This window comes from Laspinema olomoucense D3b, from assembly GCF_025370785.1.
Classification (GTDB): domain Bacteria; phylum Cyanobacteriota; class Cyanobacteriia; order Cyanobacteriales; family Laspinemataceae; genus Laspinema; species Laspinema olomoucense.
The window spans coordinates 24204-47697 of the sequence record NZ_JAMXFA010000036.1; the positions used below are offsets into that span (position 1 = coordinate 24204).

General features: G+C 47.1%; 24 protein-coding genes. 12 read left to right on the forward strand and 12 right to left on the reverse strand.

The features are described 5' to 3' along the window. Window positions 1-66: 66 nt before the first annotated feature. From NG792_RS22030 to NG792_RS22040, 3 genes are all read left to right on the forward strand, one after another. Entirely contained in the window at window positions 67-924 is an 858-nt protein-coding gene (locus NG792_RS22030; RefSeq protein ID WP_261236795.1) for an Rpn family recombination-promoting nuclease/putative transposase, read from the forward strand. 90 nt (window positions 925-1014) lie between these two features. Then, window positions 1015-1305 carry a DUF2887 domain-containing protein gene (locus tag NG792_RS22035; RefSeq protein ID WP_261199694.1) on the forward strand — a complete coding sequence of 97 codons (291 nt, stop codon included), beginning with the start codon at window positions 1015-1017 and terminating at the stop codon, window positions 1303-1305. Window positions 1306-1390: 85 nt separating this feature from the next. Continuing rightward, window positions 1391-1699 (forward strand): DUF2887 domain-containing protein, encoded by a 309-nt coding sequence (locus NG792_RS22040; protein WP_261199693.1) that lies wholly within the window; start codon window positions 1391-1393, stop codon window positions 1697-1699. Between the two features lie 244 nt (window positions 1700-1943). Here NG792_RS22040 and cobJ read toward each other — a convergent pair whose 3' ends face one another. Together cobJ and NG792_RS22050 are read right to left on the reverse strand one after the other, a co-directional pair. Continuing rightward, window positions 1944-3842 carry a precorrin-3B C(17)-methyltransferase gene (cobJ, locus tag NG792_RS22045; RefSeq protein ID WP_317619521.1) on the reverse strand — a complete coding sequence of 633 codons (1899 nt, stop codon included), beginning with the start codon at window positions 3840-3842 and terminating at the stop codon, window positions 1944-1946. Between the two features lie 172 nt (window positions 3843-4014). Next, on the reverse strand, window positions 4015-7608 hold the full coding sequence (locus NG792_RS22050) for a DNA gyrase subunit B (RefSeq protein WP_261236796.1): 3594 nt from the start codon (window positions 7606-7608) through the stop codon (window positions 4015-4017). 215 nt (window positions 7609-7823) lie between these two features. Between NG792_RS22050 and miaA the strand changes: the two genes are divergently transcribed. The 4 genes from miaA (at window position 7824) to glcD (ending at window position 11960) form a co-directional block, all read left to right on the forward strand. Next, a complete protein-coding gene (miaA, locus tag NG792_RS22055; protein WP_261236816.1) occupies window positions 7824-8759 on the forward strand; it encodes a tRNA (adenosine(37)-N6)-dimethylallyltransferase MiaA in 936 nt (311 codons plus the stop codon). A 51-nt stretch (window positions 8760-8810) separates the two neighbouring features. Beyond that, entirely contained in the window at window positions 8811-9551 is a 741-nt protein-coding gene (locus tag NG792_RS22060; RefSeq protein ID WP_261199691.1) for a GDSL-type esterase/lipase family protein, read from the forward strand. Between the two features lie 118 nt (window positions 9552-9669). Next, window positions 9670-10392, forward strand: a complete 723-nt coding sequence (locus NG792_RS22065) for a class I SAM-dependent methyltransferase (RefSeq protein ID WP_261199690.1) — start codon at window positions 9670-9672, stop codon at window positions 10390-10392. Window positions 10393-10484: 92 nt separating this feature from the next. Further along, complete coding sequence (glcD, locus tag NG792_RS22070; protein ID WP_261199689.1) at window positions 10485-11960, forward strand: glycolate oxidase subunit GlcD; 1476 nt, start codon at window positions 10485-10487, stop codon at window positions 11958-11960. A gap of 121 nt (window positions 11961-12081) precedes the next feature. On the opposite strand, the gene NG792_RS22075 is transcribed toward glcD, so the two are convergent. Next, window positions 12082-12741 (reverse strand): ribonuclease H-like domain-containing protein, encoded by a 660-nt coding sequence (locus tag NG792_RS22075; RefSeq protein ID WP_261199688.1) that lies wholly within the window; start codon window positions 12739-12741, stop codon window positions 12082-12084. A 330-nt stretch (window positions 12742-13071) separates the two neighbouring features. Here NG792_RS22075 and NG792_RS22080 point away from each other — a divergent pair, with 330 nt between their 5' ends. After that, the gene (locus NG792_RS22080) at window positions 13072-13716 is read left to right on the forward strand and encodes an HD domain-containing protein (RefSeq protein WP_261199687.1); all 645 of its coding nucleotides are present in this window, start codon (window positions 13072-13074) and stop codon (window positions 13714-13716) included. 32 nt (window positions 13717-13748) lie between these two features. On the opposite strand, the gene NG792_RS22085 is transcribed toward NG792_RS22080, so the two are convergent. Together NG792_RS22085 and NG792_RS22090 are read right to left on the reverse strand one after the other, a co-directional pair. After that, window positions 13749-14621, reverse strand: a complete 873-nt coding sequence (locus tag NG792_RS22085; RefSeq protein ID WP_261199686.1) for an S-methyl-5'-thioadenosine phosphorylase — start codon at window positions 14619-14621, stop codon at window positions 13749-13751. 86 nt (window positions 14622-14707) lie between these two features. Next, a complete protein-coding gene (locus NG792_RS22090; protein ID WP_261236797.1) occupies window positions 14708-15061 on the reverse strand; it encodes a phage holin family protein in 354 nt (117 codons plus the stop codon). A 129-nt stretch (window positions 15062-15190) separates the two neighbouring features. Between NG792_RS22090 and NG792_RS22095 the strand changes: the two genes are divergently transcribed. Beyond that, on the forward strand, window positions 15191-15691 hold the full coding sequence (locus NG792_RS22095; protein WP_261236798.1) for a pentapeptide repeat-containing protein: 501 nt from the start codon (window positions 15191-15193) through the stop codon (window positions 15689-15691). A 142-nt stretch (window positions 15692-15833) separates the two neighbouring features. On the opposite strand, the gene NG792_RS22100 is transcribed toward NG792_RS22095, so the two are convergent. The 3 genes from NG792_RS22100 to trpC form a co-directional block, all read right to left on the reverse strand. Then, window positions 15834-16979 carry a pyridoxal-phosphate-dependent aminotransferase family protein gene (locus NG792_RS22100; RefSeq protein WP_261236799.1) on the reverse strand — a complete coding sequence of 382 codons (1146 nt, stop codon included), beginning with the start codon at window positions 16977-16979 and terminating at the stop codon, window positions 15834-15836. A gap of 153 nt (window positions 16980-17132) precedes the next feature. Then, window positions 17133-17396: a DUF5340 domain-containing protein gene (locus NG792_RS22105; RefSeq protein ID WP_261199681.1), complete on the reverse strand. Its 264-nt coding sequence runs from the start codon at window positions 17394-17396 to the stop codon at window positions 17133-17135. Window positions 17397-17508: 112 nt separating this feature from the next. Continuing rightward, window positions 17509-18393 carry an indole-3-glycerol phosphate synthase TrpC gene (gene trpC, locus NG792_RS22110; RefSeq protein WP_261199680.1) on the reverse strand — a complete coding sequence of 295 codons (885 nt, stop codon included), beginning with the start codon at window positions 18391-18393 and terminating at the stop codon, window positions 17509-17511. 258 nt (window positions 18394-18651) lie between these two features. Here trpC and NG792_RS22115 point away from each other — a divergent pair, with 258 nt between their 5' ends. Then, window positions 18652-18837, forward strand: a complete 186-nt coding sequence (locus NG792_RS22115) for a hypothetical protein (protein WP_261236800.1) — start codon at window positions 18652-18654, stop codon at window positions 18835-18837. A 97-nt stretch (window positions 18838-18934) separates the two neighbouring features. Here the strand turns inward: NG792_RS22115 and NG792_RS22120 are convergent, their stop codons facing one another. From NG792_RS22120 to NG792_RS22130, 3 genes are all read right to left on the reverse strand, one after another. Beyond that, window positions 18935-19573, reverse strand: coding sequence for a type I restriction endonuclease (locus tag NG792_RS22120; protein WP_261236801.1), 639 nt, complete (start codon window positions 19571-19573; stop codon window positions 18935-18937). 65 nt (window positions 19574-19638) lie between these two features. After that, the gene (locus tag NG792_RS22125) at window positions 19639-20067 is read right to left on the reverse strand and encodes a hypothetical protein (RefSeq protein WP_261236802.1); all 429 of its coding nucleotides are present in this window, start codon (window positions 20065-20067) and stop codon (window positions 19639-19641) included. 30 nt (window positions 20068-20097) lie between these two features. Further along, window positions 20098-20418: a hypothetical protein gene (locus tag NG792_RS22130; RefSeq protein ID WP_261236803.1), complete on the reverse strand. Its 321-nt coding sequence runs from the start codon at window positions 20416-20418 to the stop codon at window positions 20098-20100. A 57-nt stretch (window positions 20419-20475) separates the two neighbouring features. Here NG792_RS22130 and NG792_RS22135 point away from each other — a divergent pair, with 57 nt between their 5' ends. After that, the gene (locus NG792_RS22135) at window positions 20476-20643 is read left to right on the forward strand and encodes a hypothetical protein (RefSeq protein WP_261236804.1); all 168 of its coding nucleotides are present in this window, start codon (window positions 20476-20478) and stop codon (window positions 20641-20643) included. A 331-nt stretch (window positions 20644-20974) separates the two neighbouring features. Then, entirely contained in the window at window positions 20975-21688 is a 714-nt protein-coding gene (locus NG792_RS22140) for a biliverdin-producing heme oxygenase (RefSeq protein ID WP_261199670.1), read from the forward strand. A 180-nt stretch (window positions 21689-21868) separates the two neighbouring features. On the opposite strand, the gene NG792_RS22145 is transcribed toward NG792_RS22140, so the two are convergent. Next, a complete protein-coding gene (locus NG792_RS22145; RefSeq protein WP_261236805.1) occupies window positions 21869-23374 on the reverse strand; it encodes a glycosyltransferase in 1506 nt (501 codons plus the stop codon). Window positions 23375-23494 lie beyond the last annotated feature (120 nt).

Below are 23494 nucleotides of genomic sequence, written 5' to 3' on the forward strand. Positions count from 1 at the left end.
GGGCTTACATCTAGCTCGCTTTCTCTATGATAAACTGACTTAGGCTGGCTATCGACTCCTGCTGATATGGAAACAGACCCGATATTTTACCGACTGTTTAAACAACAACCCAGTTGCTTCTTTGAATTGATTGGTCGTCCCGCCTCCGAAGCAGAAGCTTATGAATTCTCCTCTGTGGAACTCAAACAAACCGCCTTTCGCATTGATGGGTTGTTTATCCCCAAAGCTGAGTTTCCAGAAATGCCGCTGAATTTGGTGGAGGTGCAATTTTACAGCGACAAAAAATTTTATGCCAATTTATTTGCCGAACTTTTTCTATACCTACATCAGAACAATCCCGCTCAAAACTGGCGAGTGGTGGTCATTTTTGGCCGACGCAGTTATGAACCGAAGGAACTGGCCCCCTATCAAGCGCTACTCAATTCCCCTCAAGTTCAGCGTATTTATCTCGATGAGTTAGAAGCGGTCCCCGAAACCTCGTTAGGAATGCGGATTGTCCAGTTAATCATTGAGAAGCAAGACGCTTCTGCTGCGGAACAAGCCAGACAGCTTGTGGTTCAGGCAAGGCAGAACTTGACCGATGACGCCGATCGCGCAGAAGTTGTAGACTTAATAGAGACGGTCGTATTGTACAAGTTTTCTAGGTTAAGCCGCGAGGAGGTACAAGAAATGATAGGCGTGAATGAATTCAAGCAATCCAGACTGTATCAAGATATTAAGCTCGAAGGCAAACTTGAAGGTCTGATGGAAGGCAAACTGGAGGGTAAACTTGAAGGCAAACTTGAAGGCAAACTTGAAGGCAAACTTGAAGGCAAACTTGAAGTAGTCCCGCAGTTGCTGTCTCAGGGATTTACGGTACAGCAAACGGCCCAAATTTTGGGATTAACCGTCGAACAAGTGCGCCAAGGTAGTCAAAATACCTAAGTTTGACAACGGGTTAAAACATTTGAATCTGCGGTAGGGTGATTGACTCTATCGCAGGATTTTTTAATCAAAGATACTGTAGCTTTCGCAATGACCGATGACGCCGATCGCGCAGAAGTTGTAGACTTGATAGAGACGGTCGTATTGTACAAGTTTTCTAGATTAAGCCGCGAGGAGGTACAAGAAATGATAGGCGTGAATGAATTCAAGCAATCCAAGCTGTATCAAGATATTAAGCTCGAAGGCATGATTGAAGGCAAGCTTGAAGGTAAACTTGAAATAGTCCCGGAGTTGTTATCCCGGGGATTTACGGTAGATCAAACGGCCCAAATTTTGGGGTTAACTGTTGAACAAGTGCGCCAACAAATTCAAGAAACGTAGGTTAGACGAAGGGTTAAACCCTTTCAATTTGCGGTAGAGTCCATTACCCTACCGCAGTATTTTTTTATTTTAAAATAATCTTGCTTTGGAAATAACTGATGACGCCGATCGCGCAGAAGTTGTAGACTTAATAGAGACGGTCGTATTGTACAAGTTTTCTAAGTTAAGCCGCGAGGAGGTAAAAAAGATGATAGACGTGAGTGGATTCAAGCAATCCAGACTGTATCAAGATATTAAGCTCGAAGGCAAACTCGAAGCCAGACTGGAAGCCAGAATCGAAGGTAAGCTGGAAGTAGTCCCGCAGTTGCTGTCCCGGGGATTTACCGTAGAGCAAGCGGCTCAAATTTTGGAGTTAACCGTCGAACAAGTGCGCCAAGGAATTCAAGAAACTTAGGTTTTACGAAGGATTTAACCCTTTCAATTTGCGGTGAGGATCTAGCTTAAATGTAGAGGCGATTCGCGAATCGCCTCTACATTTAGGGTTGTATGTTAAAGATTTTGTAAGTCCTGAAGCAGTAGGAACAGAAACCGGGTTTCAGGCCATTGATTTCTGATTCACAAAAAGTTAGTGAAGGAACCCGGTTTCTGGCTTTAGCTAGATTGACTTTTTAGGGACACCGGAGAAGCAAGGGAAGGGGTTATGGGGTCTCGAATCCGAGATACCCTCTGGGGGTAATCATCCAATTTTCATAGAGACTGGTGCTTTGATTACCGATGAGGATGGTACTGAGCATATCGATGGGATTTTCTAGGAGTTGTTCTAGGGTGGTGAGGGTGATTTGTTCGTCTTCTCGATACGCCGATCGCACGATCGCCACGGGAGTATCGGCTTTTCGATGCTTGAGAAAGATCCCCTGTGCGATCGCAATCTGTTCGGTTCGAGTGCGCGATCGCGGGTTATAAAGCGCCACCACAAAATCGGCTGCTGCTGCTGCTTCTAGCCGCTTTTCTATCATCGCCCAAGGAGTCAGCAAATCACTCAGGCTAATCGCACAAAAATCATGCATTAACGGCGTTCCTACCCGAGAGGCAGCCGCTTGTAAGGCGGTAATTCCGGGAAAGACTTGTACCCCTGGGGTTTTGCCATCCCAACCCCCCTCCCGAAGTTGTTCTAAAACTAATCCCGCCATGCCGTAAATTCCTGCATCTCCAGAGGAAATCACAGCAACGGTTAATCCCCCCTGTGCAAAAGCGATCGCCAGTTCTGCGCGTTGTCTTTCCTGGGTAATCGGCAACGATTGCACCAGTTGACCCGGACGCAAGAGGGGTTTAATTAAATCAATATATAGAGTATAACCAATCACCAAATCTGCTGTGGCAATGGCGGTTTGTGCTGCCGGAGTCATCTGGTTTAACGCACCCGGACCCGTTCCCACTAACCAGAGTTTTCCCTCACGTCCGGTATATTCTCTCTCCCCTTGGGCGATCGCAATGGTTACGGCACCAGGTTCCCCCTCTAGGCGAAAAATTTGCTTAGAAACGAGAAGAGAATTGGACGTTTCACCCGGGGAATTCCACTCTTGTGCCGCCATGATCGCTGCTGCTTCTGCCACGCTGGGAGTCCCCACTTCTTGTTCCACCACCGTTGACGGGGTGGGAACGGCAACGGACTTCAAAACCTCTGAGGCAAAGGTTTTTAACGGCCACTGACGCGCCTCGCACAACTCCAATAATCCCACTTCATCGGCTTTAATATCAATGGTGGCAATCCCGGCAATCGCACCTTGTGCAAAATGATGAGACTGACAAACTTGGGCGATCGCCGTTTCCACCACCCGCCGCGAAGTTCCTCGTTCGCAACCGACTCCCACCCACAAGACTCGCGGATGCCACTGCACCTTTGGAAATTCAGAATCCGGTGCAAATTGGCGCTGAATGGCACTAATCCAGACTCTTGCCTTGGGGCGTTTGGAATTATCCGGCGATTCTAGGACAAAGGGATGATCCTCGGGTAAATTCTCTTGCCAGAGGGTACAACCGACTTCCTGGATGACTTCTACGGGTTCCTGACGGGCGATCGCCGCACTGACAGCCGTCCAATTACCCTCCCCTCTGGTCCAGCCAAAGGGGACGCCTAGCACATCAATTCCCGGCAATTGCAACGCCGATGATGCGCCGGTGAGGACGGGGGTTGCACCGAGGTGGTAAGCGACTGCCTGAGTCAGGGAGTCTGCACCCCCTTGATGTCCGCTACATAAACTAAGGGTAAATTTCCCCGCTTCATCCACCACCACCACTGCCGGATCGATGGACTTGTGCTGTAACAAGGGTGCGATCGCCCGGACGACTGCGCCGGTTGCTAAACAAAAGATCAAAGCGCGACAATCCGGCCAAATCTGAGCGAGATGATCCGTCAATGAACCTGTATAAACCTGCACTTTGGGGTGAGTCGTCCCCTCGATCGCACCTTGACAAGATGCGGGTATCCAGAGGATAGCATCGGTGGCATCACACAGAGATAGTAATCGTTTGACCCCAGAAGGGGTAACGGCGATCGCAGCGATCGGCTGATAATCCTCAAATAGTGACAATTTCAACGGACAATTCCTGATATTCAACGCGCCAGTCTATTCTATTTATCCGTTATAGGCGGGGCAGTTTATATACTGCCCCTATCCTATCGGATGTTCTCCCTAATAATGACCTCAGTCCTGAGTAGATTCCGGTGACTCACCTTTCCCTTGACTCAGGACATCAAACCCAGAACCCTTAAATATCCAGGTCCATGAGTTTGAGTTGAGGACCGTAGGTTTCGATGAATTCGCGACGGGGGGCGACCCGATCGCCCATCAATACCGTAAACACGCGATCGGCTTCTGCCGCATCCTCAATTTCCACCCGCTTCAAGGTGCGAGTTTCTGGATTCATGGTGGTTTCCCAGAGTTGAGTAGGCATCATTTCACCCAACCCTTTAAACCGCTGAATCGTGTAGTTCGCATTCGCCGGGAATTCGTTGCGGATCAGGGTTTGCAGTTCGCGATCGCTGTAACAGTAGAAATGATTCCGTCCCCGTTCTACTTTATACAGCGGCGGGCAAGCAATATAAACATACCCTTGATCCACCATTTCCCGTTGATAGCGATAGAAGAAAGTGAGAAGCAGGGTCCGGATGTGGGCTCCATCTACGTCCGCGTCGGTGTTATGTGCACATAACCCGCCAGTTCCGCAGACAAAGTTTTCATCCCCTTCTACGGAGAAGTCATAAACATAGTCACCCACTAATTCAATCTCTTCAGCCGATATTACTTTCAGTCCCATTAAATCATCGCTGATGGGGACGAAATCCTGTGCTTTGCGAGTGGGACGGGCTAAATGGTCCTCCAACTGCGGTGCATAGGCGTGATGTTGCCAGATTGCTTGACAGAAGGCGATTTGCTCTTTCCCACAAATGGTCAGGGTGTAATAGGGATGGCGGGTTTGGATCGGCGCATCCGCTGGAGTGGAGGGTTGATGTTCGGTGGCAGTGGCAATTAACCCCAGTTGTCCGAACAGATACAGCAACCCTTCTTTCAAGGCGGGGGAATTGGTAGTCCAGGAGAAGTTATTGGTGCCAATCGTGCCATCTCCGAGGAAATAGCCTTCCAAAAAGGCCAATTGCAGGTCTTCTGGGAGACTGAAGACTAAATCGGGCAGTTGCTTCTCATGGGCGGGTTTGGCTAAACCCCAGGCTTGCAATAAGCGTGCGGCAGCAACACTATGGAAGTAGAGTTTAATGCCATCACTGTCCGGGTCATTATAGCGCCGTGGAGTTTCTCCGAAGGTGGTGGCGATCGCCTCACTCAATGCCGGAATAAACCGCTCATCTTTTTTACCCAGATTTAAGCTAACTTGGTGTTTACTTAGGGTTCCCTCGGCGACATACCACCCCAAGAAGTTCATCAATTCCTTTGTAATCGGCAAATAGCGATTAAAGGCTTTATCTTGATGCGCCTGGGGGACAATTTCCACCGCTTCCCCAAGTTGAATCAGTTCGCTGGGGGTGAAATACTCAAATGCTTTGTAGGCACTGACTTCACGCCACAGCGCATTTTTGCTGGTATCATCCTGCGCTAAGAGGCGATCGAGTTTAGAAGGGACGGTTTCATAAACGATATTCTCGTTCCCCCCGATCGCCTCTAGGTATTCCAAAAAGTTCGGTAACGTCGGACGATTGATCCCCCGTTCCCAATGACTGATGGTAATCGGTTGTTTGACACCACAGACGGTTGCCACCTGTTTTTGGGTGATACCGGCCATTTTCCGTTGGGAAATCAGTTGTTGCCATGCCGTCGCTTCCAATTCCACCCGAGGGTCATTCCATTCCCCTGGGGTGGCAACTTTAGCCAGCAGACGCTGACTGGCAATCCGGCGCACATCTTCGCCTTTTAAGTAGAGCGATCGCGTCAGTCCAGCGCGATACAAGGTCTCCAGCAAATCAATCCGGGTTGGACTTTCTGCCGGACGCGGTAACCGTCGAGAGGCGACTAACAAATCTCCCGGTTTGACTTCGTTCCCTTTTTTGAGAATCACTTCCCCGTTTTCATAGACGAATACGCTATGGGAGGAGGTGACTTTGACTGAGCGATTATACCGGGTGGTAATTTTATACATGGCTTCTTCATGGCCATGTCGAATCACCGCTTTCAAGGGTTTAAAGCGGGTGGCATGGGTCACGGGGTCAAAGGACACCACGCGATAGCGTTCGGGACTGCGACGCCCTTCTACGCACTCGTCGATAAATTGACCAATTTTGACGAACTCAGTTTGCCCTTTGTCATCCATGACCAGGGTGGGTTCGTCTCCCGCTACGCTCATGATGATGATACGATGATAGCGCAATTGTGAGGAGTCAAATTCTTCCCCTTTAATCCCTAAACCGAGGGCAGCAATTAAGGCTTGGATTTCGGTATTCTTGTAAATCTTGGCATCATCGGTTTTTTCGATATTCAGGATTTTACCGCGCAAAGGGAGGATGGCTTGGAAGCGGCGATCGCGTCCTTGTTTGGCACTGCCGCCCGCACTATCCCCTTCTACAATGTAGATTTCACTTTCGCTGGGGTCTTTGGTACTACAATCCGCCAGTTTTCCAGGCAGGGGGGACGATTCTAAAACCGATTTCCGGCGAACCAATTCCCGGGCGCGTCGGGCAGCTTCTGCGGCATTATAAGCTTGAATGGCCCGTTCTAAAATCGCATCTGCCACACTGGGACGAAATTCTAAATACTCCGTGAGCACTTCACCCACTAAAGAATCGACAATTCCCCGCACTTCGGTATTGCCTAATTTGGTCTTGGTTTGCCCTTCAAATTCCGGGTCTGGCACTTTCACGGAAATTACGGCAGTCAACCCTTCCCGAACGTGTTCACCGCCGAGATTAGAGTCGCCTTCTTTGAGTTTATTCCGTTTGCGGGCGATCGCATTCATAGTCCGTGTCAGGACAGCTTTCAGTCCTTCTAGGTGCGTTCCTCCATCAATGGTCCGGATGTTGTTGGCAAACCCAAGGACGTTATCGGTGTAAGCATCAGTACACCATTGCAACGACACTTCCACATGAACATTATTACGCTCGCCTTCGACGTAAATAATTTCTTCATGAAGGGGCTGTTTGTCTCGGTTCATGTATTCTACATATTCCCGAATTCCACCTTCATAGCAATAGGTTTCAACCCTTGGCTCATTATTTTTGAGCAGGTCAATCCGATTATCGGAAAAGGTGATTTTAACCCCAGCATTCAGGTAGGCCAGTTCGCGCAATCGTCCCGCTACGGTGCTGTAATCAAATTCAATGCCGGTACTGAAAATTTGCAGGTCCGGTTTAAAGCAAACGGAGGTTCCAGTGCGATTTTCTTTAATCGGTTTGGCTTCCAATTCTCCAATGGCTGCACCCCGTTCATACCGTTGGGTATGGACTTTTTTCTCCCGCCAAACCGTGACTTCCACCCATTCTGATAAGGCATTAACTACGGAGATCCCAACCCCGTGCAATCCTCCAGAGACTTTATAACCGCCTCCTCCAAATTTACCACCGGCGTGGAGGACGGTCATCACCGTTTCCAGGGCGGACCTTCCTGTTTTAGAATGGATGTCCGTAGGAATACCTCGACCGTCATCGGTTACGGTACAAGAGCCATCGGGATTGAACTCGATTTCAATATGGGTACAGTGGCCAGCAAGCGCCTCATCGATCGAGTTGTCCACAACCTCGTAAACTAGATGGTGGAGTCCTCGGGGTCCGGTGGTCCCGATGTACATCCCCGGTCGCTTGCGTACTGCTTCGAGTCCTTCAAGAACTTGTATTTGGTCAGCGCTGTAGTTGCTGGTCATACCACGATAGCTCCATTAATCGGGCTTTTGCAGCCCACAAAGTGTCAGAATACCAAAAACTATCAAAATTATAACACTAAACGGTTGTCAGCGATGATAGCGCAATTAGAAGAGAAATTTTTTGGGGGGATGCAGGGGGGGATTGGGGAAGATGGGGAGGATGGGGGTGATGGGGAGGATGACCAAGGACATAAGACCAAGGACAAATGACGATCATGCCTGGATTAATTGTGATTTGTGGGGCGACGGCGACGGGGAAATCGGGTCTGGCGTTGGATTTAGCCCAGCGTCTGGGGTCGCCAATTTTGAGTGCAGATTCCCGTCAGGTGTATCGCGAGTTCGATATTGGGACCGCTAAACCCACCGTAGCCGATCGCCTGTTGGTCCCTCATTATCTCCTAGATATTTGTGATCCGAGGGATAATTTGACCGTTGCCGATTATCAGGACCGGGCGCTGAAGGAGATCGCCGAGGTTCAGGGACTCAATCAGGTGCCTTTGTTGGTGGGAGGGACGGGTCTATATCTAAAAGCAGTGGTTAAGGGGTTGAAAATTCCCCGGGTGGCCCCTAATCCCCAGTTGCGATCGCAGTTGGCGGCGTTGGGTCAAGGTCAATGTTATGCCATGCTACAACAGGTGGACCCCGAGAGTACCACCCGAATTCATGCCAACGATTCGGTCAGAACCTTACGGGCATTGGAGGTATTTTACGTCACGGGCTGCCCAATTTCTCAACAACAAGGAGAAAATCCCCCCAGTTATCCAATTTTACAGATTGGTTTAGATTGTACGGAGGTCCAAGAGGGCGATCGCCGAATTTTAATTCGCACTCAGGAAATGTTTGATGCGGGTTTTGTGGCGGAGGTGGAATCAATTTGTGAAAAATATGGGACGAACTTACCCCTGCTGCATACTCTCGGATATGCTGAAGTTAAGCAATATCTGGCGGGAGAAATTTCTCGGGAAGAAGCGCAGGAATTGACGGCATTACATACCCGCCAATTTGCCAAACGGCAGCGGACTTGGTTCCGAGGCGATCGCACGATTGAATGGTTCGCCGTGGATCAGCCCGATTTGCTAGAACGGGTATGGCATCGAGTCCAAGGGTTTCTTGAACAGCCGAAAATTGCCTCTGTTTCGGTCACTTCTTGACGAGGCAGAAGCGGGAATAAGGACTATTTCAACCAAGTTTAAGTACGGTTTATGAAATCTGCTAAGTTTGAACCCAAGTTTATTTTATCCTTAACCTTCAATGCGATCGCCTTGATTATAGCCGGGGTCTTTATTGCCAAAAGAGGAGGAATTTCCTACATTTTAAGCCAAATCGGCACAACTCCCCCAGAAACTTCTTCTCCCTCCTGGGCTGATATTTACTATCAACATCGCCGGAGTGTGTTTGAAGGTCTCCCAAAAGTCAGCCGTCCCATTATTTTTCTGGGGGATAGTTTAACGGATTCCTGTGAATGGAACGAGATTTTAAATCATCCCCAAATTTTGAATCGGGGAATTATTGGCGATACAACCGATGGGGTCTTGGAACGGTTAAATCCCATTCTCGCCTCTCAACCGCGTCAAATTTTTCTGATGATTGGCATTAATGATTTAGCCAGAAAAAAAGATTTGTCTGAAATTTTAGCTAATTATCAACAGATTTTAGCAACCATTCAACAACAATCCCCCCAAACCGAAGTTTATGTAAAAAGTGTTCTACCCATCCACCCCAGACTTTTTGAAGAAGGCCCTAGCAATGAACTGATTAGAAATCTGAATACTCAATTGCAACAATTAAGCGATAATTTCTCTTATTCTTATATTGATTTACATCGTCAATTTGTCGATGAAAATCAACAACTCGATGAACGCTACACTTTAGATGGGTTACATTTGAATGGGACTGCCTACTTGATTTGGAAAGCGGCGATCGAAAATTATGTGGACCGTTAAAAGGGCCGGATGAGAGGGGTTAAGAGGGAAGAGGACAACAAGTTATGTTAAATTATAACCACCAGGCAACAGTCTGATTAAGCGGGATACGAATCCCCACATTCTCCGAGGTGAATTGATGGATTATCTTAAGTTTATTGAACTGCTTCCTAAGCAGTATGAAAATTGGGGTCAAGATTCAGTCAAACCCTGTTCTGACAAGTTCCAGGAGGTACTCGATCGCGTCCAAGGGACGACGACTGCAAATTTGATGCAGTTAATCAATTTGGCGGTGTCTTGTCTGGAACCCGGGGAAATTTATTGTGAAATTGGCACCTATCAAGGGTCGAGTTTAATTGGCGCATTGCTGGATCAAGGCGATCGCCAAGCTTATGGAGTGGATAATTTTTCAGAATGGGATGAGAGTAGCGAGAGTTATGAAACCTTGATTGAGAATTTAACTCAATTTAAGGTGGTGGATCGAGTGGAGTTTTATAATGAGGACTTTGAAACGTTTCTTCTGGATCTGCGCGATCGCCAACCGACGCCTAAAGTAGGGGTTTATTTTTATGATTGTGCTTATGACTATCGATCGCAACTGATTGGCTTACTGTTCATGAAAAACTTTTTAGCCGATCGCGCCTTAGTGATTGTCAACAATGGTCACTGGAAAACGGTACAACAAGCACAACAAGATTTTATTGCGGCTCATCCCGAATGTCAAGCGATCGCCGAACTTTCTGCCGCAGTTGGGGAAGCAACGTTTGGCAATGGAATTCAAGTGCTCAGTTGGACAAGTTCCTCGGATAATCGCTATTCTGCTGCTTCCGCCCAGAGTCGCGATCGGCAACCCGTGGGATAACAAATGGCGGGCAATGCTGCCTAAAATTTAGCTTAAATCCGACGATAATTTAACCTTAACCCTTCAGAAACCCTAAGTTAGGAACAATTACCATGCTGGCCCAAAAAACCCAAGCAGAACGCGACTGGAAACCAATTATTAAAGAATTTGAGCGAGTTGTTGGCAAAGATGGAGTAGTCCGACGAAAAGAAGAACTCCTCACTTATGAATGTGATGGATTAACCAGCTACCGCCAACGTCCCGCATTAGTGGTATTACCCCGAACCACCGAACAGGTTTCTGAAGCGATTAAAATTTGCGATCGCCATAACATTCCCTGGTTACCCCGAGGTGCAGGAACCGGACTTTCCGGCGGTGCATTACCCATTGAAAACTGCGTGTTAATCGTCACCTCGTTAATGCGAAAAATCCTCAAAGTTGACCTAGAAAATCAGCGAGTTGTCGTCCAACCGGGAGTAATTAATAACTGGGTCACCCAAACTGTCAGCGGCGCAGGATTTTATTATGCCCCCGACCCTTCCAGTCAAATTATCTGTTCCATTGGAGGCAATGTTGCCGAAAATTCTGGGGGCGTTCACTGCCTCAAATATGGTGTCACCACCAATCATGTTTTAGGGCTAAAATTAGTCCTGCCTGATGGTTCCATTGTGGACGTGGGAGGAGAACTCACCGAAATGCCCGGTTATGATTTAACGGGCTTATTTGTAGGGTCCGAAGGTACATTAGGACTCGCCACAGAAATCACCCTTCGCATTCTCAAAACCCCGGAAGCCATTTGCGTCCTCTTAGCCGATTTTACCAGCGTTGAAGATGCCGGGGCGGCAGTTTCTGCCATTACCAGTGCAGGCATCATTCCCGCTGGCATGGAAATGATGGATAACCTCAGCATTAATGCCGTAGAAGATGTGGTTGCCACCGGATGCTATCCCCGAGATGCCACAGCCATTTTATTAGTTGAAATTGATGGATTGCAGGTGGAAGTTGATAAAAATAAAAAACGCATTTCTGAACTTTGCAAGCAGAATGGGGCGCGAAATATCACTTCCGCCAATGACTTAGAAACCCGTATGAAATTGTGGAAAGGGCGCAAAGCCGCCTTTGCAGCAGCGGGACATTTAAGCCCCGATTATTATGTTCAAGATGGCGTCATTCCTCGGACTCAGTTGCCTTATGTCTTAAAAGAAATCGAGAGACTCAGCCAAAAATATGGCTATCGGGTGGCAAATGTCTTTCATGCGGGAGATGGTAACCTCCACCCCTTAGTTCTGTATGATAATGCTATCCCCGGGGCTTTAGAACAAGTGGAAGAACTAGGCGGAGAAATTCTCAAACTCTGCGTGAAAGTCGGCGGAAGTCTCACCGGAGAACATGGCATTGGTGCCGATAAAAAATGCTACATGAGCGAAATGTTTAATGAAATTGATTTAGAAACCATGCAATGGGTGCGTAGCGTGTTTAATCCCAAAGGATTGGCAAATCCGGATAAACTATTTCCCACACCCCGGACCTGTGGAGAAGCAGCCAATGCCCTACAAACTCAAAAGTTTGAAGGAATAGAGGCTTTTTAAGGTTCGGGTGAAGCAATCCATTTTAAACCTCTTTGGAACGAGTTGAGTTTTCTAAAAAGCCCCCCTTATTTAAGGGGGGTTGGGGGGATCACACCCGTATTTTGCAAAAACTCAACTGGGTTTAATAGCGTTTTACTTTAAACTCATACTGGAGGAAAGTATTCGGATCTAAAGGGGTAAATTTTTGTTTCCAATTAGAGACAATATGAAAATAATTTTTGGCATCTTCTAAACAATATTCGTAAATTCTATTAATAATTTCACTAGAATTTTCTTTCTGAGATAGGACGCGCTTGGCATTACGGCGAATATAAAGGCCATTGATTTCTTTATCAATAGTAATATCCAGATATTCAAATAATCCATTTAATCCACCCCGATATCGAGATTGTTTGGGGTCGTATAAATCTAAAATGGTTAAAGGACTGATGTCCGGCTTGAGTTTCAAGGAGCGGATTCGCTTGGTTAAACAATATAAATCACTGTTAATAATATTGAATCCGACAAAAATTTTGTCTTGCAATAGTTTTAAATCATTAATTATTTCTTTGATAAGATATTTTTCTTCTCGATGATTTTCAATTAATTGAATTTTAATATATTGAGAATCGTTGGTTTCTAAAATCCGCGTAATTGTATAACCAAAAATTCGTTGTTGAACTTTGTTGGCCGTGATATAAACGGGGAAAAATTCTAAATCTATAAAGACTAATTTATGGAGAGGACCCGGATAAAAATTGTTAATGAACTGAGTTTCCAGCCAGAGTTCTTTTTTCCACATAGTAGCCTACAATACAAGAAGATAGTTAATAAGAGATATACTATATCATACAATTCTATCGGGACTTTCATGGCAACTTCCCCGGGCTAATCGCACCCTGGCCCTAGGAAAGTTGAGAGAGTCTCTGGGATATTCACCAAGAAGGGGAGGATTACCGCGATCGCCCGGTAACGGTGAAGGTTTCCCAGAAAAATCTGCGGACGGTCCTCTGCTGCTTAGGATGCCTGTAGAAAATCACTCGGGTAAAGTTTGACAGTTACAGCAGTTGCAGGCTACAACCGAGGAGACGATTTGTATTGAAACGATTATTTTGGGCGATCGCGGGGATTCATGAGCTATGTAGATGGATTGGGCCTCAAATTAACTTGGGATGCCTTGTTAGAACAGTTTTCTGCCGATCGCAAACTCGGTAAAAAAGTCTTATTTAATTTAGTAACTACCTATTGTCATCCGCAACGATATTATCATAACCTCGGACATATCCAGTTGCTGCTTGAAACCTTGGACCAGATGAAATCTCTAACCCGGGATTTCCCCGCTATTTATCTAGCCACTTGGTTTCATGATGCCATTTATGACCCCACTGCCCATGATAATGAGGAAAAAAGTGCGGAATATGCTGGGGAAGTCTTAACCACATTAAACTTTCCCGCCTCAACGATTGCCGCCACCCAAACTCTGATTCTCAGGACGAAACGTCATGAAGCGGCAGCGGATGAATTGGATATTCAAATTTTTCTCGATGCAGATTGGGCAATTTTGGGGGCAGAACCCTCAGAATATCAGTTTTACACCCAAGCCATTCGCCGAGAATTTGTAGCATTTTCAGAAGCCGACTATCGCCGAGGGAGAACCCAATTTTTGGAAGGGATATTACAGCGCGATCGCCTCTATTTTACTCCCCCGATGTTGGAGCAACGAGAGGCGACTGCCCGCCGTAACTTAGAACAAGAAATCCAAACCCTTTCCCGGTAGAGGCAGCGATCCAAACCCTACCCCAATCAAGCTTACAAATATTTCTGCAAAATCACCTTTAACTTATCCTTAATCCGAGGCGGCACTCGATCCAAGGGTGTTAAAATAGCATATTTTAACGCCGAATGCGCCTTACTTTCCGGCGGATTATTCCCCAACCGCCCTACTACTTCTCGGATCACTTTTTGGGCATGGTCGGCATTAGCATGGAGGTGTTCCAAGATCATCTCCACCGTTACACTATCATGCATCGGATGCCAACAGTCATAATCTGTAACCAAGGCCAAAGTCGCATAAGCAATTTCCGCTTCCCGGGCCAATTTGGCCTCGGTTAAATTCGTCATGCCAATGACACTCGCCCCCCAACTGCGGTACAAATTAGATTCAGCTTGAGTGGAAAAAGCCGGACCTTCCATACAGACATAAGTCCCCCCGCGATGCAGATTAACCTCCGCTAAATTCAAACTGGCAACTGCATCCCCAAGAATTTCGGCAAGGCGATCGCATACAGGTTCCCCAAAGGCAATATGAGCAACAATACCCTCACCAAAAAAACTGGAAATCCGATGTTGAGTGCGATCGATAAACTGATCCGGAACCACCATATCCAGCGGTTTCACCTCCTCTTTCAAAGACCCCACCGCCGAAGCCGAAATAATATAATCCACTCCTAATTGTTTTAGGGCATAAATATTAGCCCGAAACGGAATTTCCGAAGGCATCAAACTATGGTGACGACCATGACGGGCTAAAAAAGCCACCCGGATGCCATCTAAAGTCCCGATGATTGCCGCATCCGAAGGAGAACCAAAGGGGGTATTCATCGGCACTTCTTCGATATCTTTAAGCGCCTCCATTTGATAGAGTCCGCTTCCCCCAATAATGCCGATTTTAACGGGTTCCATTTGCTTCTGATTCCTCTATTCTTTCACAACAAAGCCCGCCTCAGCGGGCTAAACTTAACGAATTTTAAATTAAATGGCCTCGGTTTTTAAGCATTCGTTCCCTCTCTAACCAGATGCCCGATCGCACTCGACACCAACGACAGCACAATTGCTCCAATGATAGCCGGTAAAAAGCCATTGACATCAAATCCTGGGGTGAGATATCCCACCAGGGCTAGAGTGATGCCATTAATCACCAACAAAAATAACCCCAAAGTCAAAATCGTTAAAGGCAACGTCAAAAGCACCAGAATCGGTTTGACAATCGCATTAATCAATCCCATTAAAATCGCAGCTAGGGCAGCGGATGAAAACCCATCGACATAGATACCAGGGACAACATAGGACGTAATCAGCAGAGAAATGGCCGCAACTAACCAAGTAATGATAAAACCGAGCATAAGTCTGTCTCCAGGGTGACTTCCACTTAAATTGTAACCACAAATTTGGGCAATTAGCCCCCAAATGCAGTACCCTAAGCTATAGACCTAGTTGGGTTAGTGTAATCAAGAACCTTAAAAAACCCCGTTATGAACTGGCGACATTTGGCTGCTACTGTTTTAGCACTCTTCCTCTTATTCATGCCCTTACCGGCATTAGCGCAAGCTTATAAATACTATCCACCCCCGCTGTCCTATAGCAATGCCCAACTTTCTGGTAAAGACTTTTCCGGGCAGTTTTTAAGGACCGCAGAGTTCTCAAATGCGGATTTGCAATTTACGAATTTCTCAAATGTTCAGGCAGAGGGGGCCATTTTCAGCCTCTCCATGATGAAAGATGCGAATTTTCATGGGGCGAATTTGACCAATTCCATGCTGGAATGGACCAACTTAACCAATGCGGATTTTACCGATGCGGTGTTAGTTGAGGCGCTGTTTCTCGGTGCGAATGTCAAAAATATGAAGATTACAGGTGCAGATTTCACCGATGCCATTTTAGATGGGGATCAAATCAACAAACTCTGTAAAAATGCTAGTGGAGTTAATTCAAAAACCGGGGTAGATACTCGCGAATCCCTGGGATGCACATAATCCTCGTGACTTGGCTCTGCCTCCAGTCCCTCACGGCACAGATGTAGTTGTTATCTGAGCCTAGGAGTATCAGGAGGCAGAGCCTCCAATTGGGCATTCCCAGGCAGAGCCTGGGAACGAGGAGGGGTTGGGTGGGGGTGGGTTAGGATTCCCCTAGAATTTTGGCGGCAGCGGCGACACCGGCACCGACTTGGGTTGCCTTACCGAGTTCTTGCAAGGCGGCTTCTAAGGCAGCAATGGCGGTTAGGATATCGCGATCGCTCACAAATCCTAAATGTCCAATTCGGAAGATTTCACCCTTGAGGTGGTCTTGTCCTCCTGCCATCACGATATCAAACCGTTTCTTGACAATAGCCCGAATTTGTTCTGCATCAGACGTCGCCACAGCGGTAATCGATCGCGCTGCTGCATCATCCGGCGCATAGAGTTTTAATCCCATTGCCGTTGCTGCTGCACGAGTGGCCTTCATTTGCCGTTCATGGCGCTTAAAGATATTTTCTAACCCTTCCTGCTTCATCATCCGCAGGGTGGCTTGTAAGGCAAAAATCAGGTTAACTGGGGGAGTAAACGGACTGCTATTTTTATCCGTGGCTTTCTTGTATTTGCCTAAATCCAGATAAAATTTCGGGAGTTTAGCAGTTTTGTAGGCTTCCCATGCTTTGGCGCTGACTGCCACAAAGCCCAGTCCCGGAGGAATCATAAAGCCTTTTTGTGACCCCGAGGCGACCACATCCAGTCCCCAAGCGTCGATCGGCACATTCATCGCCCCTAAACTGGTGACGGCATCAACGATAATTAAAGCCTGACCATGCGCTTTCACGTGACGATTGATGGCTTCTAAATCATTGACAACCCCAGTAGAGGTTTCGCTGTGGGTGACGATGACGGCTTTAATTTCTTTGTTCGTATCCGCTTCCAGCTTTTGCCGGAATAGGTCGGGGTCCAAAGCTTGTCCCCAGTCAGCGGTGATGGGGTCTACGGTGAGGCTATAGGCTTTGGCAACTTGGGCCCAGCGTTCCCCAAATTTACCATTGCTACCCACAATCACGCGATCGCCTGGACTCAGGAAGTTAATGATTCCCGCTTCCATCGCGCCAGTCCCCGACGCCGTAAGCATCAAGACATCGCTTTGAGTTTGGTGCAGCCATTTCAAATTTTCCGTCACCTCGGCGATGACTGCCTCAAAATCTTTGCTCCGGTGGCCTATGGGATGTTTTGCCAAGGCTCTCAATGCTTGTTCTGGCACCGGAGTAGGGCCAGGAATCATTAGCATCAGCTTGTCGTCCATTGAATCTAGTCCTAATACAATTAAATTTAAGTGTGAGGAGTTCCGATCAATGCCTCGGGTAAGGCTCTGTACCGGCGAGTGCTGTTGCTGAATGCGCTTTCACCCGAATCTTTAATTCTACTGGTTTACGGTATTCGATGCAAGACCTTCTGATTACTCAGGATGGGCCGAATTTCCTGGGGTCTTAGCAGCGGCTACTTCGTTGAGGGACCAGCGGTGTTCTATTGGGATATTTTCGCGCTGAAACTTAGACTCTAGCTGCTTCTGTTGGCTTTGGGCTTTTCTGAGGGTCACAATCAGTTGTTGAACCTGTTCCCTAGCAGAGGGATTCTGATTAACCGCATAGAGGGTTTGCCGTTCCAACAGTTGCAGCAGCAGTTCATAGTGAATAGGGGAAGGAAGAGGAATGGGTTCCATAAATTGCCGCAGCGGTCTCCCGTAAATGGATATCCAATTCCTAGGGAATCAGACATTGCATTGTTTTAGTATAGAACCTGATGGTCCCTGAAGGGCGATCGCCCCCCAGGAATCAATGACTGGGAAAAATTGCGGCAAGGGCTTCCCCGGGGTCGGGTTGTTTCATAAAGGCTTCCCCAATCAACACGGCTTTGGCACCGGCATCAACTACCCGCTTGAGGTCATCGGGGGTCTGGAGTCCGGATTCGCTGACTACTAGGATATTTTCCAGGCGATCGCGCCGTTGTTCCAGCAATTGACAGGTGGTGGCTAAATCTACAGTAAAATTTTCGAGATTGCGATTATTAATCCCAATTAATGTCACCCCATCTAAGGCTAAAACCCGGTCCAATTCTTCTAGGGTATGCACTTCAATTAGGGGAGTTACTCCTAATGTTTTGGCAATCTTAATAAAATACTGTAAGTCTTTATCCGAGAGAATTGCGGCAATCAGCAAGATAGCATCAGCCCCATTAACCCGGGCGAGATAAATCTGATAGGGATAGATGATAAAATCTTTACAAAGCAAGGGTAAATCGACCGCTTCTCGGACCGCTTTGAGGTAGTCAAAACTGCCTTGAAAGAATTTACTATCCGTGAGGACCGAGAGACAGGCTGCGCCGCCTTTCTGGTAAGATTGAGCGATCGCCACCGGGTCGAAGTCTTCGCGAATGACCCCTTTGCTGGGAGAGGCTTTTTTAATTTCCGCGATCGCCGCCGGTTGTTTGGCGGCGGACACCAAGGCCCCCACAAAATCCTTCGGTGCAGGGACCCCCTGGAGGAGTTTTTGTAATTCTACTAAAGGCTGGCGATCGCGCAGTGCCTCCACCTCCACTTCTTTGTGCCAAACGATTTCTTCGAGAATATGTCGAGGTTCAGCATCAGGCACCTGGATTTGATAGCGCATCGACTTGACGCCTACAGCAGGATTGGGAGGACGGCGGCGAATATTTGGCATGGGGGTTAGAATCAATCAACAGAAATAACAGCAGGGCGAGGAAAAGAGACCTGACCTGCGTCGTCTCTCCCTCAGTAGTAAAGATTTAACCATAAAAGCGAGCGATCGCATTGATCCGTGCTGTCCAAGGGGTTCAGAATTTTTTAGTCCCCAATTTAGACAGGCAACAGATTCGGGAGGCGATCGCCTGAACAATCTCTCGCCTAAACTGGTTTAACATACAACAAAAAGCAATCCCATAATCCAAGGTAGGGAACAATGGACGCGCTGATAGAGACCCTCAATGCCAAATTAACCCAATGGGAACCCGATGTGGCGGAAGCAGTACGTCAAAGCATTTCTGAGATTATAGAAATGGCCGATCGCAACCTTCTGGATATCATGCGATCGCGCCTTGTCGAACAGGAGGTATTAGATTTAATCGATGAATCCGAAACCCGGTGAAGTCTGGCTAGTCGATCTGGGATTAGGCGCAAAGATGCGACCTGTTCTCATCGTATCTCGTGCCGATCCAAATAATCCCCATTTTTGAGGGTGCAGATTAAAGCTCGATCGCCATCTGTCCCAACCGTTTGAGAATCTGTAACACCTCATAGAGTTGATTCCGCCGAGGCAACAAGGAAAACACACTCGATAATTCATATTGAGGAAATTCTTGATGTTGCAGTTTCACAAAAATAAAATTTCCCCCATTGGTTACCATCCCAAAAACTGGCCGTTGTGAATTGGGATGAGCCAGCATATAAGCTAAAGTTTGCGGCAAAGCCATTTCTAAGGAAAAACTGGTTTCCTTAGATTCAATCACCACCACCCAAAGCCTTTCCAACAGAACCAACGCATCAATCCGACCCCGATAAATTATCTCATCCCGTTCAGCGGTAATTTGCACAGTCGGTTCCGTGGTAAACCGAAAGGGAGGCTGAAAAAATCCTGCCAAATCCAGGAGTGGGGACAACACAATTAATTTAATCGTTTCTTCTCCCAGTTGACCATCAGAGAGTTGATAAAAGTATTTTTGCTGAATTTTATCAAGGGTTTGTTGCTCTGCTTCAGTCAGAGTATTGTCCAGGTTTAACCACTCGGGGAAAAATTGGTCATCGGTACTACGCTGGAGATTAAATTGGGTTTGCAGTTGTCTGAAGGTTTTTACAGTCCGCTCTATGGGTAAAGTTTGGGTCATAATTGAAGGGTTAGAGCAATAATTAAGGGGGTGAATATCAAGCCCTGTTTTATTTTAGCATTGGGTTAGCGACCTAATGGGGCGAGAGCGGGTTGGGTTAACTGATCAATGGAGAGCGATCGCATCACCGCTTCAATTTTATTGTTGCCACCAATCTCAAAAAACAAATGAGTCCAGTCGGAAGCAGGAAGAGAGAGGTTTTCTAACCAAGGAGAGGGCGTAACTTGACCCCATCCCACAATCGTACCCAACGTTTGGGGAGGTTGAATCTCTGTTTCTAGGTTGGGGTTGATTTGGACATCCAGCCGAATGCAAGAACAGAGAACCAGTTTCATGGGTTGGTCAACCGATGCCACTTCAGAACCAGAACCCCTACCATTGAGTTCCCAGTAGTAGTTCAGATTCAAAACATAATCATAAGGAAACTGCCAACCCATTGACAGTAATTCAGATTCCGTAAAGTCGTATTGTTGCCAAACTTCTTGAAATTGCATAATTCTTTTTAATTAATATGATTGATAGAATTAAGGAATCAGCGAAAAATGGGTTTCTCCTCTAGTTCCCGGTTTACCGAATGCGTTCAAAGGTTGCTCGCCTGGTGCACCACCTCCAGGGCCATTGTAAACTCTGGCATAACAGGAACCATCCGGTTTGCTCATAATTCTAACGCTGCATTGATGTCCAGGACTTGTCCAGATGTTTCCCTGACCGCTTTTAGAACCCCCTTGGGCTAGGGTTGATGTCCAACCGGAAGCAGTGAGAGTGATTTCTAAGGTAGTTTTATCAATACCTTTGCCCAGTAGATTGAGGACATCTATGGCAGTTAAAATGTTACCTGATGGCATAATTTCAAGGAGTCTTGTGGCATGAGTAAGGATTGGCTATATTAGGAGCAAGCAGCATTGCGGTTGCTGGAGGAGCGAGAAAAGCGCTATCAGGAAACGTTAGCGCAATTGCAGGAAAAAATTACAGCAGGCATCGACTCCCTGGATCGAGGTAAAGGGATTGATGGGGAAACGGCACTTCAGAAGCTGCGGGAAAAGATAATCAGTCGGTCTCAAGAGCAATGAGTATTAATCCCTAATCCAGTTGTAAAAAGTCCGTTTTCTCTATTTTCTCTTTTAGCCCGCGCAGGCGGGCTTCGTCTGTGTAGCTCCACCCTTTAGGGTGTGAGTTCAGAGGAACTGAACGCTCTACACCCCTTTTTCTACAAGCAATGTAGCAGTTGCACTGGCGGATTGAAGCGACGGACAGGCCATAGATGGATCCTTAAGTTAAAAAAACTTAACAAAAATTCTCATCGATTCAGTCTAACCTAACCCTTTAGAGGTTATTTTTTATGGCCTCTTGCGAAGGCGATAGGTCCGCTGTTTTATTAAAGTTGGAAAGTTAAGGAAGCGAATGAGTAGCAATTTAGCAACAAAACTGCGTGAAGGCACGAAAAAGTCTCACAGCATGGCCGAAAATGTGGGTTTTGTCAAGTGCTTTTTAAAAGGAACGGTTGAGAAAAGCTCTTATCGGACTCTGGTGCGGAATCTCTACTTCGTCTATTCGGCGATGGAAGAGGAGATGGAACGGCATCGCAATCACCCGATTCTGTCTCAGATTTACTTTCCTGAACTGAACCGCAAGGCAAGTTTAGAGCAAGATTTAGCTTTCTACTATGGCAGCAACTGGCGCGAGCAGGTGGCTCCTTCTGAGGCGGCTCAAGCCTATATTCAGCGGATCCGGGAAGTGTCGGAAACGGCCCCAGAACTGTTGGTGGCTCATTCCTACACCCGTTATTTGGGCGATTTGTCCGGGGGTCAAATTCTCAAGGGAATTGCTCAACGGGCGATGAATTTAGAGGGTGATGGAACTGCTTTTTATGAGTTTGAGCAGATTTCTGATGAGAAGGCGTTCAAAACTCAGTATCGGGCGGCGATGAACAATTTGCCGATTGATGATGCGGATGCCGATCGCATTGTGGATGAAGCCAATCATGCTTTCGGGTTGAACATGAATATGTTTAAGGAACTCGAAGGGAGCTTGATTAAGGCGATCGGGCAAATGGTGTTTAATGCCCTGACTCGTCGTCGCAATCGTGGCAACACGGAACTGGCAACGGCTGAATAATCTCTCAAGAGTGAACGGAGCGATCGCCTATTGGCGCTGGGCAGTAAAGTCGAGTGTCAATGGGCGATCGCTCCGGTTCGTTGAGGGGATTCACGAAAAGGCTTCACAACCCTTGTTGTCTAAGGAAGCGACAAACGCTCTCAGGTCCTTGTCAAGGTTTTGTAAAACCTCAAGGGCCAGTTAAGAACCCCCAGAACCGGACTTCAGGGCGATCGCCGCTTCAATATCGCCCAATTCATCCAGAATTTGCCCTAATTTGTCCCGGAGTAAGCGGCATTGGGTACTGTCAACCTTGCTCGTTTCTAACAGTTTGAGAGCGGTTGCATAGGCGCGACTTGCTTCTAGGAGTTTCCCCGCATCCTGGAACGTATCCCCTAAAATTTGATAGGTTTGGGTGAGTGTTGGATTGAGTTTGAGGGATTGTTGACAGAGGGTCAATGCCCGGTTTAATTGTCCTTGGTGATAGGCAAGTTCGGCTTGTTGAGTGAGGGTTTCAGCGGTTGGAGGAACGGAGGGAGTATTCAATCCACAGAGGTGACTTAACCAGTCAATCCAGGTAGTGGCACGCACCTCCCAAGTGCAGGAATGATGGATATAGTCCACCTGTTTTTGGAGTTGGGATTCAGCATTGAACGCTTGCAAATCTGCGATCGCCTGCACCGTTGTCTCAACAAACCGACTCGCATAATTTTGCCAATCGGTTCTTGAGGAAAATTGCCAATCCCTAACGGTTGAAAATCCCTGAACATCCTCAACCGAAACTAAGGGACAAAAACCGGCTGTTGTTTCCGCGAGTGCCGCTAAATTGCTCGTCACCACCCGACATCCACTTGCCATTGCTTCCATCACTGCAATACAAGAGGTTTCTTGGAAAGTATTGGGATAGGTTAAGACAGAAACAGAGCGCAACTGGTGAGCGAGTTCCGGTTGAGAAACGGACCCTAAATATTCTACTCCTTCCATTTCTCGACAGCGCTGATAGAGGGAACCATAGACGGATTCATCGATATCTTCCCGCAGTTGGTAGACTTTTTTACTGGAGAAAACTTTGAGGATAGTTCCGGGCACCGCTTGGCGAATTTTTGGGAAAATAGATAAGAGTAAATCTAATCCTCGGAAGGGAGTGCTGGTGTAGGCGAGAAGGGGAGGATGAGGTTTATGAGAGAGGATAGAAGTATCGGGGGGAAAGAGGTTTTGAAAGGCGGGGGCGATCGCATTCCTCAGAATTGCACTGCGAGCGGAATTAATGTTAAAAGCTACTTCAAATTGATGTCGCTGCCACTCACTAACAAAGGCAAATCCATCATAAACATCTCGTTCCGCCGGATTTTCTAACGGCTGCATTGCGTTGAGGTTAGGAAGCTGTTGAGTCCACAAAATTAAGCGAATTTTATCCCCAAAGAATTGCCGGAGTGGGATACCTTTGCCTGCCACATTTAAAATAATGGCTACATCCAGCGATCGGCGCACTGTCTCCGAAATACTATTTAAGGGAAAAGCTAAGCAGTTTACCCCCCGGGAAATCCCCGGGTTAGACGTTTGATTAAAAACAAACACCTCATGACCCTGTTGTGCCAATTGTTCCGCTAAATAACATAAAGCAGATTGAGAACCACCCATTGGCATCTGATAGGCGCTTTCTACCCGGTAATCCCAATCGGAAGTGTCTATAAATGCAATTTTCATACCAAGTTTACAGCGGGAGAAACGATTGGAAACAGGTTCGGAACCCAGGGGTGACTTGAGCCACCATCCCTTAGACATCGACACCCATTGATAATATCACCCAGGACTGGATCAGTCATC

Excerpts from the sequence above, each read along its gene's own strand:
- NG792_RS22030 (WP_261236795.1), top strand. The coding sequence starts at position 67 with ATGGAAACAGACCCGATATTTTACCGACTGTTTAAACAACAACCCAGT.
- NG792_RS22035 (WP_261199694.1), top strand. The coding sequence starts at position 1,015 with ATGACCGATGACGCCGATCGCGCAGAAGTTGTAGACTTGATAGAGACG.
- NG792_RS22050 (WP_261236796.1), bottom strand. The coding sequence starts at position 7,608 with ATGACCAGCAACTACAGCGCTGACCAAATACAAGTTCTTGAAGGACTC.
- miaA (WP_261236816.1), top strand. The coding sequence starts at position 7,824 with ATGCCTGGATTAATTGTGATTTGTGGGGCGACGGCGACGGGGAAATCG.
- NG792_RS22060 (WP_261199691.1), top strand. The coding sequence starts at position 8,811 with ATGAAATCTGCTAAGTTTGAACCCAAGTTTATTTTATCCTTAACCTTC.
- NG792_RS22065 (WP_261199690.1), top strand. The coding sequence starts at position 9,670 with ATGGATTATCTTAAGTTTATTGAACTGCTTCCTAAGCAGTATGAAAAT.
- glcD (WP_261199689.1), top strand. The coding sequence starts at position 10,485 with ATGCTGGCCCAAAAAACCCAAGCAGAACGCGACTGGAAACCAATTATT.
- NG792_RS22075 (WP_261199688.1), bottom strand. The coding sequence starts at position 12,741 with ATGTGGAAAAAAGAACTCTGGCTGGAAACTCAGTTCATTAACAATTTT.
- NG792_RS22080 (WP_261199687.1), top strand. The coding sequence starts at position 13,072 with ATGAGCTATGTAGATGGATTGGGCCTCAAATTAACTTGGGATGCCTTG.
- NG792_RS22085 (WP_261199686.1), bottom strand. The coding sequence starts at position 14,621 with ATGGAACCCGTTAAAATCGGCATTATTGGGGGAAGCGGACTCTATCAA.
- NG792_RS22090 (WP_261236797.1), bottom strand. The coding sequence starts at position 15,061 with ATGCTCGGTTTTATCATTACTTGGTTAGTTGCGGCCATTTCTCTGCTG.
- NG792_RS22095 (WP_261236798.1), top strand. The coding sequence starts at position 15,191 with ATGAACTGGCGACATTTGGCTGCTACTGTTTTAGCACTCTTCCTCTTA.
- NG792_RS22100 (WP_261236799.1), bottom strand. The coding sequence starts at position 16,979 with ATGGACGACAAGCTGATGCTAATGATTCCTGGCCCTACTCCGGTGCCA.
- NG792_RS22105 (WP_261199681.1), bottom strand. The coding sequence starts at position 17,396 with ATGGAACCCATTCCTCTTCCTTCCCCTATTCACTATGAACTGCTGCTG.
- trpC (WP_261199680.1), bottom strand. The coding sequence starts at position 18,393 with ATGCCAAATATTCGCCGCCGTCCTCCCAATCCTGCTGTAGGCGTCAAG.
- NG792_RS22115 (WP_261236800.1), top strand. The coding sequence starts at position 18,652 with ATGGACGCGCTGATAGAGACCCTCAATGCCAAATTAACCCAATGGGAA.
- NG792_RS22120 (WP_261236801.1), bottom strand. The coding sequence starts at position 19,573 with ATGACCCAAACTTTACCCATAGAGCGGACTGTAAAAACCTTCAGACAA.
- NG792_RS22125 (WP_261236802.1), bottom strand. The coding sequence starts at position 20,067 with ATGCAATTTCAAGAAGTTTGGCAACAATACGACTTTACGGAATCTGAA.
- NG792_RS22130 (WP_261236803.1), bottom strand. The coding sequence starts at position 20,418 with ATGCCATCAGGTAACATTTTAACTGCCATAGATGTCCTCAATCTACTG.
- NG792_RS22140 (WP_261199670.1), top strand. The coding sequence starts at position 20,975 with ATGAGTAGCAATTTAGCAACAAAACTGCGTGAAGGCACGAAAAAGTCT.
- NG792_RS22145 (WP_261236805.1), bottom strand. The coding sequence starts at position 23,374 with ATGAAAATTGCATTTATAGACACTTCCGATTGGGATTACCGGGTAGAA.